We start from the raw sequence: 15,931 nt of genomic DNA, 5'->3' as shown, positions 1-15,931 counted from the left end.
AGCAGGAGCGCGTCCGCATGAAGGTCCACGTTGAGATCGACTGCACCCCGGAAGAAGCCCGTACTTTCATGGGCTTGCCCGATGTCGGCAAGGCGAACGAGGTCTACGTCGACCTTATGTCGAAGGCCATGAAGGGTGTGGGCAGCATCGACAAGCTGCAGGAAGTCGCCGGACAGATGGCGCCGATGGGGCAGATGGGATTGAAGTTCTTCCAGAATTTCATGGAAGGCGCGGCCGCGGCCAACAAGGCCTCACAAGGCGGCAAGAAGGGCACCGAGGGCGCCTGATCGCACCGCACGATCGGCTTGATCCGGCCATGGATACGATCTTTGCGCTCTCGAGCGGCGCCCCGCCGGCCGGTATCGCGATCGTCAGGATCAGCGGCCCGCGCGCCGCTGATGCGCTCACTTCGTTGGGGGTCCGCTTGCCCGCTCCGCGCCGGGCGACGACGATGACCTTGCACGATGGCGCCGGCGATGAACTCGACCGCGTGCTGGCGCTGTGGATGCCAGGCCCGGCGACCGCAACCGGCGAGGATGTTGCCGAACTCCACCTGCACGGTGGGCGGGCCGTCGTCGCGGCGGTCGAGCGGGCGCTCGCGGCGCTGCCGGGACTCAGGCGGGCCGAGGCGGGAGAGTTTACCCGACGGGCCTTTTCCAATGGGCGGATCGACCTTGCCGAGGCGGAGGGTCTCGCCGACCTGCTCGCGGCCGAAACCGAAGGGCAACGGCGCGCCGCGCTCGCGGTGGCAGGCGGCGCCTTGTCGCGCCAGGTCGAGGCGTGGCGCGGGGACGTGCTCACGCTCTCGGCACAGGTCGAAGCCGTCCTCGATTTCGGCGACGAGGATGACGTCGGCGAACTTCCGCCGGACTTTTTCGTTCGAGTCGAGCGATTGGCGCGCGAAATCGAGGCGTGGCTTGCCCGGCCGTCGGCGGAGCCGCTTCGCGACGGCATCCGCGTGGTCCTGGCTGGTCCGCCGAATGCAGGAAAATCGAGCCTCCTCAATGCCTTGATCGACAAGGAAGCTGCAATCGTGGCGGCGACACCGGGTACGACACGAGACGTGATCGAGCAGCCTGTGGCGATTTCCGGAGTGCCATTCGTACTGGTCGATACCGCGGGGCTGCGTGAAGCCACGAACGATGCGATCGAGGCCGTCGGCATCGCGCGCGCCGAAGCCGAAGTGCAACGTGCCGAGATCGTGTTATGGCTGGGGCCGGAGGGAGAGGGGCCCAAGGGCGCGTGGGAGGTCTTGGCCAAGTCTGACCTTGGGAATCAAACCAAGATCGCACCGCGCTTTTCCGTCTCTTCCGCGACTGGAGAGGGCATATCCCAGTTGCTTGCTGCGCTTGCCGATGCAGGGCGATCGCTACTGCCGGCACCGGGGGATGTTGCTTTGAACAATCGTCAGCGGGATCGCATGCAAGAGGCGCACACGGCGCTGGATATCGACGGTCAAGCAAGCCTCCTGATCATGGGCGAACAGCTTCGTCTTGCGCGCATGGCATTCGATCGGCTCACGGGCCGTGCATCGACCGAGGAGATGCTCGATGCTCTGTTTGGGCGGTTCTGCATCGGCAAATGATGTTCCACGTGAAACGTCGGATTTTGACCCGTACGGCGAGTTGACCTAGGGCGGGGCGCTATGGCGCAATTCGATATCATCGTCGTTGGCGGAGGCCATGCCGGGGTGGAAGCGGCGGCGGCAGCGGCACGGATGGGTGCGCGCGTGGCGCTGGTCACGTTCGCACGCGAGACGGTTGGCGCGATGAGCTGCAACCCGGCGATTGGGGGCCTCGGAAAGGGTCATCTCGTTCGCGAGGTGGACGCTTTCGATGGGCTGATCGCACGCGCAGCCGACCATGCGGCGATCCACTACCGGATGCTCAATCGCTCTAAGGGGAGTGCGGTGTGGGGGCCGCGCATCCAGGCGGACCGGCTGCTGTTCAAGGCGGCGATCCAGTCGCTTATTGCCCAGCAAGGCGACCTGACAGTCGTTGAGGGCGAAGCCGCCGCGCTGCTTTTGGCTGGCGGGCGTATTGCTGGGCTCGAGCTGGCCGATCGTGCGCGGATCAATGGCGCGGCAGTCATACTCTGCACGGGCACATTCCTTGGTGGAAAGCTGTTCCGCGGCGAAGAGCGCATGATCGGGGGCCGAATCGGCGAAGCTTCGGCGAGCCGCCTGGCCGAGCAGATTCGCGGGGCCAGCCTTCCGATGGCGCGGCTCAAGACGGGCACACCTCCACGGCTCGATGGGCGGACGATCGATTGGGCGGCACTGGCCGAGCAGCCGAGCGACGCCGAACGTTGGACCATGTCCCCGCTCACGCATGCTCGGACCAACCCGCAACTCGCGTGCGCGATCACGCGAACGAACGAGCGCACTCACGACATCATTCGCGGCTCGCTGACTCGCTCACCGCTGTTTACCGGCGCGATCGACGCACAGGGGCCACGATATTGCCCGTCGATTGAGGATAAGATCCATCGGTTCGGCGATCGCGACGGCCACCAGGTATTTCTCGAGCCCGAAGGACTGTCGACGCATCTGGTCTATCCAAACGGCATAAGCACGTCGCTGCCCGCCGACGTGCAGGAGGCCATGGTCCGCTCGATGCCTGGCTTGGAGAGGGTCGACATCGAGGTGCCCGGATATGCCGTCGAGTACGACCATATCGATCCTCGTGCGCTCGATCGCACCTTGCAGGTTCGCGACATTCCAGGCCTTTACTGTGCTGGCCAGATCAACGGTACCACGGGGTACGAGGAAGCGGCCGCACAAGGGTTGGTCGCCGGGCTTGGAGCGGCAGTCCATGTCCTAGGGCGACCGCCGGTGGAGCTCGACCGGAGCAACTCGTATCTCGCAGTGATGATAGACGACCTGACCCTGCACGGAGTCAGCGAGCCTTATCGAATGCTAACCTCGCGGGCGGAGTACCGCTTGCGACTTCGCGCGAGCAACGCATCCACCAGGCTCACACCGCTCGCGATTGAAGCAGGTTGTGTCCGTAAGGAGCGAATGAACTGGTTCTTCGACCGCGAAGATCGTCGTTCCACGTGGAACAACCGTCTGAATCAAGCGATCTCTCCCAAGGAGCTTGCTCAGGTCGACGTGACGGTGCGAAGCGATGTCACCGCTAAATCAGTCAAGGGATGGTTGTCGCACGGTATCGCGGCGCAGTCGCTTGGGCCTTGGCTACCCATAGGCTTCGCGGAGAGCGAACTTGGCGTCGAGTTGGTTGAGGATGCAGTCTACGCGCCTTATCTCGCGCGGCAGGAGGCCGAGCTGCGCGATCTGAAGGCGTCGGACGCCATGAGGCTACCGTTGGAATTCGATTTCGGTGCGGTACCCGGGCTTTCCAACGAAATGGCCGAGCGTTTGACCAGAGCGAGGCCCGACAGTCTAGCGGCAGCAGGGCGCGTGCCTGGGATCACCCCCGCGGCCCTTTCGGCATTGTTGGTACAGGCGCGGCGAGCCGCCGCATGATTTCGAACGAGGCTCAGGCGAGGGCCTTCGTTGCGGCTCGGTGCGATCCACTCGCGCTCGAGCGCCTGACATTGCTGGTGGGGCGCCTGCGCGAGGAGAACACGCGGCAGAATCTCGTTTCAACCGGATCGCTCGAATCGATCTGGACGCGTCACATTGCGGATAGCGCGCAGCTTCTCGACCACGCACCGCAAAGTCCCGCTGGAGCATGGCTCGATCTCGGCTCCGGTGCCGGTTTCCCGGGAATGGTCGTCGCCGTTATGCGGCCCGACATGCCGGTCCACCTTGTCGAATCGCGCAAGCTGCGCGTCGAGTGGCTGAATGCTCTTGTCGGCGAATGCGACCTGGCCCGATGCAGCGTTATCGGATCGCGTGTCGAATCTGTCCAGACTGCACCATATTCGGTCATCAGTGCACGTGCTTTTGCGCCGCTCGACCGCTTGCTGAACCTTGCCGAACGTTTTTCCACAAGCGACACGACATGGTTGTTGCCCAAGGGACGCTCGGCGGCGCAGGAAGTGGCCGCTCTTCCAAAATCCATGCGGACCATGTTCCACGTGGAACAATCGCAAACCGATCCGGATGCGGGGATTATCGTGGGGCACTTGGCAGAAGGTAAGCGCCGATGATCACAGTCGCAGTGGCCAACCAGAAGGGCGGAGTGGGCAAGACTACCACGGCCATTAACATCGCCACCGCAATGGCCGCAACCGGTTGGAAAACCTTGCTAATCGATCTCGATCCGCAGGGGAATGCGTCCACCGGAATGGGGATCGCAAGCGATGACCGCGGTCGTTCGAGCTACGATTTGCTAGTCGATTCACTGCCCTTGGCCGAATGCATCACCCCGACTTCGATTCCGGGTCTCGACTTGGTTCCGGCCACTGTCGACCTGTCCGGTGCTGAGATCGAGCTCGTGAACGTTGAGGATCGCACTTCGCGGCTCAGTTCGGCGCTGGCCGAGCATCGAGGGCACGATATCGCGTTCATCGACTGTCCCCCTTCGCTGGGCCTGCTCACGCTCAATGCGCTCGGCGCGGCCGACACCCTTCTCGTGCCGCTTCAATGCGAGTTTTTCGCGCTCGAAGGCTTGTCGCAGCTCTTGCTGACGGTCGAGCGGGTCCAGCAGCGGTTCAATGCGGACCTGGGTATCATCGGCGTAGTGTTGACCATGTTCGATCGCCGCAACCGGCTGACCGACCAGGTCGCCGACGACGTCCGGGCGTGCCTCGGGCCGCTGGTGTTCGAATCGGTCATCCCCCGCAACGTGCGCCTGTCCGAGGCGCCGAGCCACGGGCTGCCGGCACTCGTCTACGACCACAATTGCGCGGGAAGCCGCGCATACATGGCGCTCGCGCGCGAGTTGATCGGACGCCTGCCTGCCGAAAGGAAAGCTGCATGAGCGATCCCGCCGATCCGATTCGCTTTACCATCCCCGATCGCCCCAAGTCCGATTCGCGCCGTGCGCTCGGTCGCGGGCTGGGAGCCTTGCTCGGTGAGACCCGGCGAGAAGAGCCGCTCGTCACCGGCGGCACCGGAAATTCGAATCAAGGTGGAGAGGATTTAAAAGGCTATCCCTTCTCGGGCCTCGCCAGCATCGCAGTAAGTGCGATCGAGCCGCACCCTGACCAGCCGCGCAAGCGCTTCGACGATGCCGCACTCGAGGAACTCGCCGCGTCGATCGCGCAGCGCGGCGTTATCCAGCCGGTCATCGTCCGGCCAGCCGGGGCGGGGCGCTACCAGCTCGTCGCGGGAGAGCGCCGCTGGCGCGCGGCACAGAAGGCGATGCTTCACGAGATTCCGGCACTGGTCCGCGATCTCGACGAGCGCGAAGTCACCGCGCTCGCGCTGATCGAGAACCTCCAGCGCGAAGACCTCAACCCGGTGGAAGAGGGTCGTGCCTACCAGCGACTGGCTGAGGGCGAGGGGATGACCCAAGCCGAGATCGCGAAGCTTGTCGACAAGTCGCGCAGCCATGTCGCCAACCTCCAGCGATTGCTCCAGTTGCCCGAGCCGGTGCTCGATCTCGTCGAGGACGGTTCGCTGTCCATGGGCCATGCCCGTGCGATTATCGGTCACCCGGATGCCAGGGAGATCGCCCGAAAGGCGGTGGACGGGTCGCTCTCGGTGCGCGAGGTCGAGCGGCTCGCGCGGCAGGGGATCGAGGTCAAGGGTGGTCGGCGCCCGGTCCGCGTCGCTCGAGATCCGGCCAAGGACGCCGACATCGCGGCGGTCCAGCGGCACCTCGAGGAGTTCCTCGGACTCAACGTGCGAATCAAGACCGACGAGGATCCCCGTTCGGGCGCGGTAACGATCCGCTACCGAACCCTCGACCAGCTCGACCTTATTTGTCAAAGGCTTACCGGCGGCGACATCTGATCGTTAGCTGGAAAGACGATCGTTCTTAATGGGTCGATAAGCATTCTCCCCTAGACGCTGCCGGGTTTGGGGATCGAAACGCTTGGACATCAGGTTTGCCATTGCCGCTGCCGCCGTGTGCGCCGCCAGTTCGCTGGTGAGCGCCCCTGCGTCTGCGCAAGGCAGGGCAACCAGCACCGTTCCGGTGTCGGTCAACCTGCTGAGTTCGTGCCGCCTCGCCACTCGGCCGCTGCAGTTCGGCATCGTTGCCAGCCGCGTGACCCAAGTGCGAGCGATCACGACCATGCAGGTCGAATGTCCGGTGGGCACTGTCTACAGCATCGGCATCGACAACGGGCTCGCCTTCGACGGAACGGTGCGGCGGATGAGGGGCAACGATTCGAACGGGCAGGTGTGGTTTGCCGACTATCGGTTGTTCCGCGATCCTCTGTATGCCCTTCCGTGGGGCACCACCCCGGCAACGATGGTCACTGGTGTGGTTTTGTTGCCGGGACCGGTGACGCACACGCTCTATGGCGAAGCCCGGCCGCGCAACCTGCGTCCGGCACCCTATATCGATACGGTCACGGTCACCCTGCATTTCTGACCGTTGCCTAGGCGCCTGGCCGCCTTCGACGTTCCAAGAAAATTCGGGCCTCGTGGTTAAGTTCCACAGCCTATTTTACTTGGCGTTAACTATACTTCCCTAGGTATTCTCCCATAACGGACAGCGAAAAACTGCGTAACCATTAGCAGTTTGGCAACCGGTCTTGGTGCATTGGGCCAATCGGCACAGAAAGCCAGATCGATTGGGGATCACTACTATGCGTAAGATTGCTGTCTCGCTCGCGATTGCTGCGGGCCTTGCTGCGAGCCCCGCGCTCGCTGCCGGTGTCACCGGCCAGGAAGCGACCAACACCATCCAGGTGTCGCTGAACATCTCGACCGCCTGCACGCTCACCACCAACCCGATGTCGTTCGGTACGGTGACGACGGCGACCGGCGGTGCCACCGCTTCGTCGGACACCCGCGTGAACTGCACCCCGGGTGCGGCCTACACGGTGAACATCGACGACGGTGCCAATGCCGCCCTCGGCGTCCGCAAGCTCAAGTCGACCAGCGGTGCCGCCACTGTCGACTACAACATCTACACCGACGGCAGCCGCACGGTTCCCTGGACGTCGACCGGGTTCACCGGCACCGGCAACGGCGCCGACCAGACCATTCCGGTCCTCGGCAAGCTGACGCAGCTGACCCAGGTCGGTGCGGGCACGTATCAGGACCTCCTGACCGTCACCCTGCACTACTGATCCAAGATACCGGAGACCGAGAAATGACCCGTCGCGCCATCGTCCTGAGCACCATTGCAGGGATCCTGGCGGGCGGGTCGCTTCTTTCGGCCCCGGTCGTTGCCGCTCCGTCGGAGACCGTCGAGGTCGCCGGGAAGGAAGCGAGCCTGTCCATCGCACCACTGCGGATCGAGATCGACCGTGGCAACGCCGGCGGGACCGTGTACCTTTCCAACCCGTCGGGTCGGCCGCTCGCCGTGCAGGCGCGCATGTTCGCCTGGTCGCAGGATGGCGGCGAAGACGCCTACGCGCCCAGCGGCGATATTTCCGTATCACCGTCCATTTCGATGATTCCTCCCGGGGAAACCCAGATCGTGCGCTTGGTCCGCAAGGGCGCGGCATCGCCGGGAGAAAAGCGGTTCAGGCTGGTTGTCGACCAGTTGCCGGACCCGACCCAGACCGGAGAATCCGATGCCATGGCGCGGATCCGGTTCACCCTGCCTGTCTTCGTCGACCGCGACAGCGCCGCCCCGGCTGCCCTGGCGTGGAAAGTGACCGACAACCGCCTCGAGCTCGCCAATACCGGCGGCACGACCTCGCGGATCATCGGCATCACGGTGAAGACCGCGGGCGGGACTGAGGTCCCGGTCGAGCGCAATACGCTGCGCTATGTCCACGGCAATTCGACCATCGCCTGGCCGATCGGAAAGGGCTGTTCGCTCGGCGCGCTCAAGGTGACCGCGCAGATCGACGGCCAAGCGGTCGATGCGCAGCCAGTATCCGTTTGCGGCTAGACCCCTCCTCGCGCTGATCGCTGCAGGCGCTGCCGCCAGCCTGCCCGGAACCGCTCACGCACAAGCCGATCCGTTCGCGCTGCCCAAGGGGCTCACGCAGCAATCCGTCGCCGATGCGCCGACGGGACCGATCGTCTCCGAAATCGTCGTCGATGGGCAACTCCGCCGCCGCATGGTCACGCTCGAAGGCAGCGGGGATGCGCTGACGATCGACGCGGAAGAAGCACGCGGAGCAGGCCTGCCGGTCAAGGATGGCGTGAAGGGCCGCGTCGCGCTCGCGTCGCTCACCATTTACGAATGGAGCTTCGACCCGCTGCGCCAGCGCCTCAAGGTTGCGCTCTTTCGTAACAACGACGGCGCGAACTTCCGCGATCTCGGTGCCCGCAAGCTGGCAGAGGGCGTCAGCAGCACGCCGCTCACTACCTTCCGCATCGATTACGACGTGACCGCCAGCGCAAGCCCGCAGGGCAGCGCGCTCGGCGGCTTCTTCAGCGCCTATGCCGTGCGCGGATATACATCGCTCGGGACGACCGCGCGCGCGATCAGCAATCCAGCGCCGGGGCAATCGCCGGTCACGCGTCTCGACAGCCAATTCCAGGTCGCTTTCGAAAAGCGCGGACTGGTGGCGACCGCGGGCGACTTCATCAGCGCGGGCAGTCAGTCGCAGCGTCCAGTGCGCCTGGGCGGCATTCAGCTCGCCACCGACTTCGAGTTGAGGCCCGACATCGTTTCGCTGCCGCTGCCAGCGTTCAGCGGGACGGTTTCCGTGCCGACCACGATCGATCTTGTCGGCGCGAACGAGAAATTGCGCGTCGAAGGCATCGAACCGGGCGAATTCACTCTGCGCAACATCCCGACCGCACCCGGACGCGGCGAGATGACCGCGATCTTGCGCGATTCATTGGGCCGCGAGGTGGTCCAGCACGCCAAGTTCTATGTTTCGCGCGACTTGCTGGCGCCTGAGCGCTCAGCCTACGCGGTCAACGCGGGTTTCGTCCGACGACGATACGGCGAGCGAAGTAACGACTACGGCGCCCTTGCGGCCTCCGCCTTCTACAGGCGGGGGCTTTCGTCGCGTCTGACGCTCGAAGGCAGCGGAGAATGGACGCCCGGCACCGCCAACGTCGGTGCGCGGGCCGATTTCGTCCTCGCCAGCATCGCCAAGGCGACCGTCGAGGGCCGTTTCAGCCGCGACAAGCAGGCCGGAAGCGGCTTTCTCGCCAACTTTGGCATCGAATCGATCGGTTCGCGCTTCGGCATCGCCGCCGGCGCAACTTTGCCGGGCGCAACTTACCGCGACGTGGCGACCCGTCTCGGCGACCTGGCACCGCCGAAACAGCTGTTCGCGAACGCTTTTTACCGGATTTCGGGCAATACGCAGGTCCAAGTCGCGCTGGTTCGCCGCGAAAGTCGCGCCGATCCGACGATCGGCCGCCTTGCCGACCGCACCGACTCGATGAGCACCAGCTTGCAACTTCCGATCACCCAGAAATTGCGCTTCTTCGGCTCGGCCGACTATCGCCGCACCCGTGTGCGCAGCGGTTTCGGCATTGCCGGTGGCCTTGCGCTCGATCTCGGCGGTGGGCACCGGGTCAGCGCCTATGCCGCGCGCAACGCCGGACGCTCGAGCGCCACGGCGTCGTACAGCAAGGACGATATCGAGGTCGGCGACATCGGCTACCGCGCGTCCGCATCGGTCTCCGATGACGACACCAGTCTTCACGCGCAACTCACTCACCGCGCGTCGTTCGCCCGCGTCGTTGCCGAGGCGGAGCAGGTGAGTGGTCGGTTTGCGGGTCGGGTGACCGCGCGCGGTACGCTGATGCTGGCGGGCGGAGCACTCTATGCGCGCAACAGCACCGGGTCGAGCTACGCGCTGGTCCGCGCCGGGGACGTCGAGGGCATCCCGGTCACTCTCGATAACCGCTTCGTCGGGCGGACGAGCAAGTCGGGTCGCCTGCTGGTTGAGAATATTCCCGCGCAAGCGACCGTGAAGATCGACGTCGATGCCGATCAGCTACCCCCTGAGGCCGTCGTGCGCGAGGCGACGCACCACATCCGCGTGCCGCGTCGGGCGGTGGCGATCGTGCGGATCGATGCGGTCACGTTCCGTCCGGTGATGCGCGCGCTGGTCGATCCGGCGGGGCGCCCGATCGCGCCCGGTACGCCGGTCCGTATCCTGCCATCGGACGAGATGTCGCTGACAGGGTTCGACGGCCTGGTCGAGCTCAACGCCGGGGCGGCACCGTCGCAGCTCGTGGTCGGCCGTCCGGGCCAGACGTGCATCGTGGAACTGGCAGGCCAGGACATCACTGCGGATACAGTTACGCCGTTGGTGTGCGAGCCCTACACGATCGCCCAAGGCGCGCCCGAAAATGGGGCCAAGGAAGCGAAGGCCAAACGTGGCCGCAATCCGGCGCGAGTTGCGCGGCGCAACTTCGGCCCAGCGGCGGCCCCCGCGGCGACGCTCGCGCTCAGCTCCCCTTGATCAGCTTGATCCGCTTGTCGCTGCGCGGCGCGGGGCGGGGCAGGATCTTCGGCTGCGGTTGCGGGGTGGGGCGATAGGCGGGATTGGCTGCGGCGACTGGCTCGTCGATCACTTCCTCGGTCACGTATTCGCGGACGACCGCGCGCTGCGGCACCTGCACCATGACCGGCACGTATGCGACCTGGCCATAGCCATAGCTGTAGCCGGGATAGCCGCGCGCGAGGTAGCCATCGAGATGCGCGGCGCATTCGTCTTCGCGGCGGCGGTCTCCGGCGGCTCCGATGGCAGCGCCGATCGCAACCCCGGCAAGGCCGCCCACTCCCGCGCCGAGCAGCGTGCCGGCAAGGCGCTCGGAATCCCACGCGCGGTTGCCGATGGCTCCGCCGACAGCAGCACCGAGCAGGCCGCCGATCACGCCCGCGCGATCCTTTTTGCTCACCCCGCGAATGCTCTCGCGGCAACGAAGCAACCAGGCGTCGCGGTCGAACTGCGGGCCGTAGCCGGGATGATGGGCACCGGGATGGTACGCCATCTGCGGCGCCATCGGATGTCCGCCGTGGGGAAGGGGATGAACCATGGGCGGCAGCGGAGGCGGCGCCGGAGGATACCCGGCGTCCTCGTCCCAACTGGGAGCGGCTGCGTGCGGCGCCAGGAACGGCGGCAGCGGCGGCGGCGGGGGCAAGGGCGCGGCGACAGGCTCGCCGGGCAATACCAGCGGGCCATCGGCGGGCTGCGCGAGCGAGGGCGTGCCGAATGCGAGTGCGCCTGCAGCGGCGGTCATGGTCAGAAAGCGGTGGGCGGACATGCGCAAATTTCCCCTTCCGGCGCCAACGGATGCAGTGACCCGATTCGAACGCGTTAACGGAAAATTTAGCATTGTCTCGACCGGCTTCCCAAGCGGCCGCGTGCGTCCTGTCCCGAAACGGGGCGGCTAGATCCGCGCGGACAGGAGCGCCGCCAGCGCCTCTACTCCGCTGGCATCCTCGGCGTCGAAGCGGGCAAGCTCGGGGCTGTCGAGATCGATCACCGCGATGACCGCGCCATCGCGCAGCACCGGCACGACGAGCTCGCTGCGACTGGCGGCATCGCAAGCAATGTGGCCAGGAAAGGCATGGACATTGGGTACGAGTTGGGTCGCGCCGGTCGCCGCCGCCGCGCCGCACACCCCTTGGCCGAACGCGATGCGGATGCACGCGGGTCGGCCGACGAAGGGGCCCAGTACCAGTTCGCCGTCCACCACCCGGTAGAAGCCTGCCCAATTGAGCGCGGGCAGGAACTCGCCCATCAGCGCGGCGACGTTTGCCATGTTGGCCACGCCGTCCGGCTCGCCCGTTGTCAGGGCGTCGGCCGCCTGTACGAGGTCGCGGAAGAGTTCGGGCTTGGGGAGGGCGGCATCGGCGCGGAAATCGTACATGGCGTGCGATGTAGCGCAGCATGGCGTTGCCGCAAGCGCTCGCCTCGCCTAACCATGCCGGCATGAGCACCGGCCGCAAGATCCTCGCCGGCGTCCTCGTCGCAGTCCTCGTGATACTCGGCCTGGTCGCTTACCTGATGACACCCGATACTGCCCGGCAGCAGGTGGGCGACGTGGCCGGGACCGAGCCCGAACTTCTGCGTCCGCGCTACGAGAGCTTCCCCACGGTCGGCATTGCCGAGCCGGTGGGCTGGAAGGCGAACGAAGTGCCTGCCGCGGCTGAGGGACTCGCGGTGACGCGTTTCGCCGACGGGCTCGATCATCCCCGCACGATGCTGGTCCTGCCCAACGGCGATGTCCTGGTGGCGCTTACGAACCGCCCCCCTTCGCAAGGATCGGGCGGCATCGAAGGGTTTATCGCCGGTCTGCTGTTCAGCAAGGCGGGGGCGGGCGGTCCATCTGCCAACCAGATCGCCCTGCTGCGCGATGCCGACGGCGACGGCCGCGCCGAGCAGAAGACGCTGCTCAGCAATCCAGCTCTCTCCTCTCCCTCGGGTCTCGCCTACAAGGACGGCACGCTCTACGTCGCGAACCACGACGCGCTGCTCGCATTCTCCTATGCCGAGGGTGCGACCACGCTGTCGGGCACGCCGAAGAAGCTGATGGACCTGCCCCCCGGCGGAAATCACTGGATGCGCAACATCCTCCTCTCGGCGGACGGCAACCACATCTACGTCGCGGTCGGCTCTGCCTCGAACGTCGGTGAAAAGGGAATGGACGTCGAAAAGGGTCGCGCGGCGATCTGGGACTACAACCTGACGAACGGGCGCCAGCGCCAGTTCGCGAGCGGGCTGCGCAATCCCAACGGCCTCGCGCTTTCGCCGTGGAGCGGCGAGTTGTGGACCACGGTCAACGAGCGCGACATGCTTGGCTCGGACCTCGTGCCCGATTACCTGACCAACGTGCCGATCGGCGCGCAATACGGCTGGCCGTGGGTCTGGTGGCGCAGCAACTTCGACGACCGCGTCGATGCGCCGACGCCCGAGGGTTTCAATCCGGACTATATCCGCCTGCCTGAATACGCACTGGGCCCGCATGTCGCCGCGCTGGGGCTGGCGTTCACCGGCAACGGCTCGACGCTCGGCGACAGGTTCGGCGCGGGTGCGGTGATCGCGCGGCACGGATCGTGGAACCGCGAGCCCAAGTCGGGTTACGATGTCGTTTACGTCGCGTTCGACGGTCGCGGCAATCCGACCGGCAAGCCGGTGCCGGTTCTCAGCGGTTTCCTTGCTGCCGACGGGAGGACCACCAAGGGCCGGCCGACCTGGGTCACCTTCGCGAAGGACGGAGCGCTGCTGGTGACCGACGACACCGCCGGGATTGTGTGGCGGGTTGCCGAGCCCGGCGCCAAGCCGTCGGGTGCGATCGATCGTGTGACCGGCAAGCGCTTGCCTCCCCAGCGCGAACTACGCGGTGCGGGCGCGACCTTCGAAGAGGACTACGCCCGCCAACCGGTTCCTTAAGGGTTCATGGCCCTAGACGCGGCGGCTGGCGCGTCCGGCAAGCTCGGTGACGTATTGCCACGCCGTGCGCCCCGAGCGAGCACCGCGGCGCTTCGACCATTCGAGCGCGTCCGCGGGGTCGAACGCCAGGCCCAGCGGCTCGGCATAGGCGGCGACGATGCCGAGGTAATCGTCCTGGCTCGCGGCGTGGAAACCCACCGAAAGTCCGAACCGGTCAGCCAGTGCCTGCAGGTCGTCGACCGCGTCGCGCGGGTTCACAGGGTCGTCCTGCTCGGCGAGGTGGCGCGGCACGATCGCGCGGCGGTTGCTGGTGACGGCGAGCCGAACGTTGGCGGGCCGCGCTTCGACCCCGCCTTCGAGCCAGCTGCGCAGGTGCCGTGGGCCAACCGTGTCGCCGTCCGCGAAGCCGAGGTCGTCGAGGTAGACGAGGAAGTTGCGCGTCGTCCCCGCGAGGGCGGCGAACAGAGCGGGGATCGTCGGCAACGCATCGGCGGCGACCTGCACCAGCGCGAGCCGTTCGGGCATTTGCCCTTGGGCGGCGACGGTCGCGGCACGGACGAGGGCGCTCTTGCCCATTCCCCGGGCGCCCCACAGCAGCATGTCATGCGCCGCATGGCCACTGGCAAGCCGGGCGACGTTCTCTGCAACCGAAGCCTTCTGGCGGTCGATCCCGATAAGTTGGTCGAGCGAGGGCGCTTCGATTCGCGGCACGGCGCGCGCGGCGCTGCCGTCCCACACGTAAGCGGGGGCGGCGGTCCAGTCGGTCGCATTCGGTGGCAGCGGAGCCATCCGATCCAGCGCCGCAGCGATGCGCTCCAGCGGATCGCTCATGCTGTCAGGGCCTCCGTGGACAAAGCGTAGAGCAGGTCCGCTCCGCCCCGCGCACTGGCGGACAGCCCGAGCGCTTCGGGCACGATTTGGCTCAGGAAATAACGGGCAGTGACCGGCTTGGTCGCGGCGAGCGAGGGGGCGGCACCCTCGCCCACGGCGCGGGCCTGTCGCAGGAGCTGCCACCCCGCGACCGCGACGGCGCTCATCGCGGTGAAGGGTACCGACCCTGCGAGCCGGTCGTCGATCGAGGCGTCCTCGCGCATCCACTTTGCGATTGCCCGGCATTCGTTGGCCAGCACGACCAGACCCGTTTCGTCGGATGCGTCGCGCGCGATATCGGCGAACAGTGCATCCAGCGCTTCGCCGTTCTCGAGGCCCAGCTTGCGGGTGACGAGGTCCGCAGCCTGAATGCCGTTGGTCCCTTCGTAGATCGGAGCGATCCGTGCGTCGCGGTAGTGCTGAGCGGCGCCGGTCTCCTCGACGAATCCCATCCCGCCATGGACCTGCACACCGATGCTCGCGACCTCGACGCCGATGTCGGTGCCCCACGCCTTGAGCATCGGCACGAGGCACTCGCCCCGCGCCGCGGCCGCCGCGTCGCCCAGCGTACCGCGATCGACTTGCCCGGCGGTGTAATAGAGCAGTGCCCGCGCGCCCTCGGTCAGCGCTTTCATGCGGAGAAGCATCCGGCGCACGTCGGGATGCTCGATGATCGCGACCGGTGCTTTGCCCGGACCTCCCGCGCGAGCAGACTGCACGCGCTCGGCGGCATAGGCCATCGCTGCCTGCGTCGCCCGCTCTCCCACCTGCACGCCCTGGTTGCCGACATTGATCCGTGCGTTGTTCATCATCGTGAACATCGCCATCAGGCCGCGACTGGGCGCGCCGACGAGGTCGCCGATGCACTCGCCGTTGTCGCCGAAGCTCATGACGCACGTCGGCGAGGCGTGGATGCCGAGCTTGTGCTCGAGGCTGACCGCGCGCAGGTCGTTGCGCGGGCCGAGCGAACCATCGGCGTTGACCAGATATTTGGGCACCACGAACAGCGAAATGCCGCGGCTGCCCTCTGGCGCGTCGGGCAGGCGGGCGAGGACCAGGTGGACCACATTCCTTGCCAGCTCGTGATCGCCCCAGGTGATGAAGATCTTGGTCCCCGCGATGCGAAAGCGGCCCGCGTGTTCGCCGTCCGCTATCGGGGTCGCGGTGGAGCGCAGAGCGCCGAGGTCGCTGCCCGCTTGCGGCTCGGTCAGGTTCATGGTGCCCGACCACTCGCCACCGATCATCTTCGGCAGGTAGAGCGCTTTCTGCGCGTCCGATCCGTGATGCTCGAGCGCTTCGATCGCACCGGTGGTCAGCATCGGCAGCAGGTTGAACGCAAAGTTCGCGGTGCCGAGGTTTTCCAGAACGTTGACGCCGAGGCTGAACGGCAGCCCCTGACCGCCGAAGTCGGCCGGACCGGCGATCGCGTTCCAGCCCTGCTCGACATAATGGGCGTAGGCCTCGGCGAATCCGTCGGGCAGGCGCACCACACCGTTCTCCAGTTTCGCGCCTTCGAGGTCGCCGACACGGTTGAGCGGTGCCCATTCTCCGGCGGCGAATTCGCCGATCCCCGCGACGATCGCCTCGACCATGTCGGGCTCGGCGGCGGCGAACCGTTCGGCCTGCGCCAGCTCGCCGATCCCGGCGCAAACGTCGAGCGCGAGCAGCTGGTCGGCGGTAGCGGGGCGGTACATGCGGGCAAGTCTCC

15 protein-coding genes are annotated in these 15,931 nt (G+C 66.3%); 11 read left to right on the top strand and 4 right to left on the bottom strand.

Translation table 11 applies throughout. The features are described 5' to 3' along the window. Positions 1 to 17: 17 nt before the first annotated feature. From ACWPMX_RS13380 to ACWPMX_RS13335, 10 genes are all read left to right on the top strand, one after another. Positions 18 to 287, top strand: coding sequence for a DUF6489 family protein (locus ACWPMX_RS13380; protein ID WP_455700487.1), 270 nt, complete (start codon positions 18 to 20; stop codon positions 285 to 287). A 29-nt stretch (positions 288 to 316) separates the two neighbouring features. Beyond that, positions 317 to 1,585 (top strand): tRNA uridine-5-carboxymethylaminomethyl(34) synthesis GTPase MnmE, encoded by a 1,269-nt coding sequence (gene mnmE / locus ACWPMX_RS13375; protein ID WP_455700486.1) that lies wholly within the window; start codon positions 317 to 319, stop codon positions 1,583 to 1,585. Positions 1,586 to 1,645: 60 nt separating this feature from the next. Further along, positions 1,646 to 3,487 carry a tRNA uridine-5-carboxymethylaminomethyl(34) synthesis enzyme MnmG gene (mnmG, locus tag ACWPMX_RS13370; protein ID WP_455700485.1) on the top strand — a complete coding sequence of 614 codons (1,842 nt, stop codon included), beginning with the start codon at positions 1,646 to 1,648 and terminating at the stop codon, positions 3,485 to 3,487. Continuing rightward, entirely contained in the window at positions 3,484 to 4,116 is a 633-nt protein-coding gene (gene rsmG, locus ACWPMX_RS13365; protein ID WP_455700484.1) for a 16S rRNA (guanine(527)-N(7))-methyltransferase RsmG, read from the top strand. Before mnmG ends, rsmG begins: the two co-directional genes overlap by 4 nt. Further along, entirely contained in the window at positions 4,113 to 4,889 is a 777-nt protein-coding gene (locus tag ACWPMX_RS13360; protein WP_455700483.1) for a ParA family protein, read from the top strand. Before rsmG ends, ACWPMX_RS13360 begins: the two co-directional genes overlap by 4 nt. Then, positions 4,886 to 5,866, top strand: coding sequence for a ParB/RepB/Spo0J family partition protein (locus ACWPMX_RS13355; protein WP_455700482.1), 981 nt, complete (start codon positions 4,886 to 4,888; stop codon positions 5,864 to 5,866). The genes ACWPMX_RS13360 and ACWPMX_RS13355 overlap by 4 nt, the downstream gene beginning before the upstream one ends. A gap of 82 nt (positions 5,867 to 5,948) precedes the next feature. Further along, positions 5,949 to 6,452 carry a Csu type fimbrial protein gene (locus ACWPMX_RS13350; protein WP_455700481.1) on the top strand — a complete coding sequence of 168 codons (504 nt, stop codon included), beginning with the start codon at positions 5,949 to 5,951 and terminating at the stop codon, positions 6,450 to 6,452. Between the two features lie 217 nt (positions 6,453 to 6,669). Then, positions 6,670 to 7,155 (top strand): Csu type fimbrial protein, encoded by a 486-nt coding sequence (locus tag ACWPMX_RS13345; RefSeq protein ID WP_455700480.1) that lies wholly within the window; start codon positions 6,670 to 6,672, stop codon positions 7,153 to 7,155. A 23-nt stretch (positions 7,156 to 7,178) separates the two neighbouring features. Beyond that, a complete protein-coding gene (locus ACWPMX_RS13340) occupies positions 7,179 to 7,928 on the top strand; it encodes a fimbrial biogenesis chaperone (RefSeq protein WP_455700479.1) in 750 nt (249 codons plus the stop codon). After that, entirely contained in the window at positions 7,900 to 10,416 is a 2,517-nt protein-coding gene (locus tag ACWPMX_RS13335; protein WP_455700478.1) for a hypothetical protein, read from the top strand. The genes ACWPMX_RS13340 and ACWPMX_RS13335 overlap by 29 nt, the downstream gene beginning before the upstream one ends. Here ACWPMX_RS13335 and ACWPMX_RS13330 read toward each other — a convergent pair. Both ACWPMX_RS13330 and ACWPMX_RS13325 read right to left on the bottom strand, forming a co-directional pair. Then, positions 10,403 to 11,221 (bottom strand): hypothetical protein, encoded by an 819-nt coding sequence (locus ACWPMX_RS13330; protein WP_455700477.1) that lies wholly within the window; start codon positions 11,219 to 11,221, stop codon positions 10,403 to 10,405. The genes ACWPMX_RS13335 and ACWPMX_RS13330 overlap by 14 nt on opposite strands. A 126-nt stretch (positions 11,222 to 11,347) precedes the next feature. Continuing rightward, on the bottom strand, positions 11,348 to 11,830 hold the full coding sequence (locus tag ACWPMX_RS13325; RefSeq protein WP_455700476.1) for a GAF domain-containing protein: 483 nt from the start codon (positions 11,828 to 11,830) through the stop codon (positions 11,348 to 11,350). Positions 11,831 to 11,892: 62 nt separating this feature from the next. On the opposite strand from ACWPMX_RS13325, the gene ACWPMX_RS13320 reads away from it, so the two are divergent. Further along, positions 11,893 to 13,353 carry a PQQ-dependent sugar dehydrogenase gene (locus ACWPMX_RS13320; RefSeq protein ID WP_455700475.1) on the top strand — a complete coding sequence of 487 codons (1,461 nt, stop codon included), beginning with the start codon at positions 11,893 to 11,895 and terminating at the stop codon, positions 13,351 to 13,353. Between the two features lie 12 nt (positions 13,354 to 13,365). On the opposite strand, the gene ACWPMX_RS13315 is transcribed toward ACWPMX_RS13320, so the two are convergent. Both ACWPMX_RS13315 and ACWPMX_RS13310 read right to left on the bottom strand, forming a co-directional pair. Further along, positions 13,366 to 14,184 (bottom strand): ATP-binding protein, encoded by an 819-nt coding sequence (locus tag ACWPMX_RS13315; protein ID WP_455700474.1) that lies wholly within the window; start codon positions 14,182 to 14,184, stop codon positions 13,366 to 13,368. Continuing rightward, positions 14,181 to 15,917: an acyl-CoA dehydrogenase gene (locus ACWPMX_RS13310; RefSeq protein WP_455700473.1), complete on the bottom strand. Its 1,737-nt coding sequence runs from the start codon at positions 15,915 to 15,917 to the stop codon at positions 14,181 to 14,183. Before ACWPMX_RS13310 ends, ACWPMX_RS13315 begins: the two co-directional genes overlap by 4 nt. Between the last annotated feature and the right edge of the window lie 14 nt (positions 15,918 to 15,931).

Source organism: Tsuneonella sp. HG094 (assembly GCF_053819285.1).
Note: the sequence above shows the minus strand (reverse complement) of the source record. Positions and strands in the feature narration are given on the sequence as shown.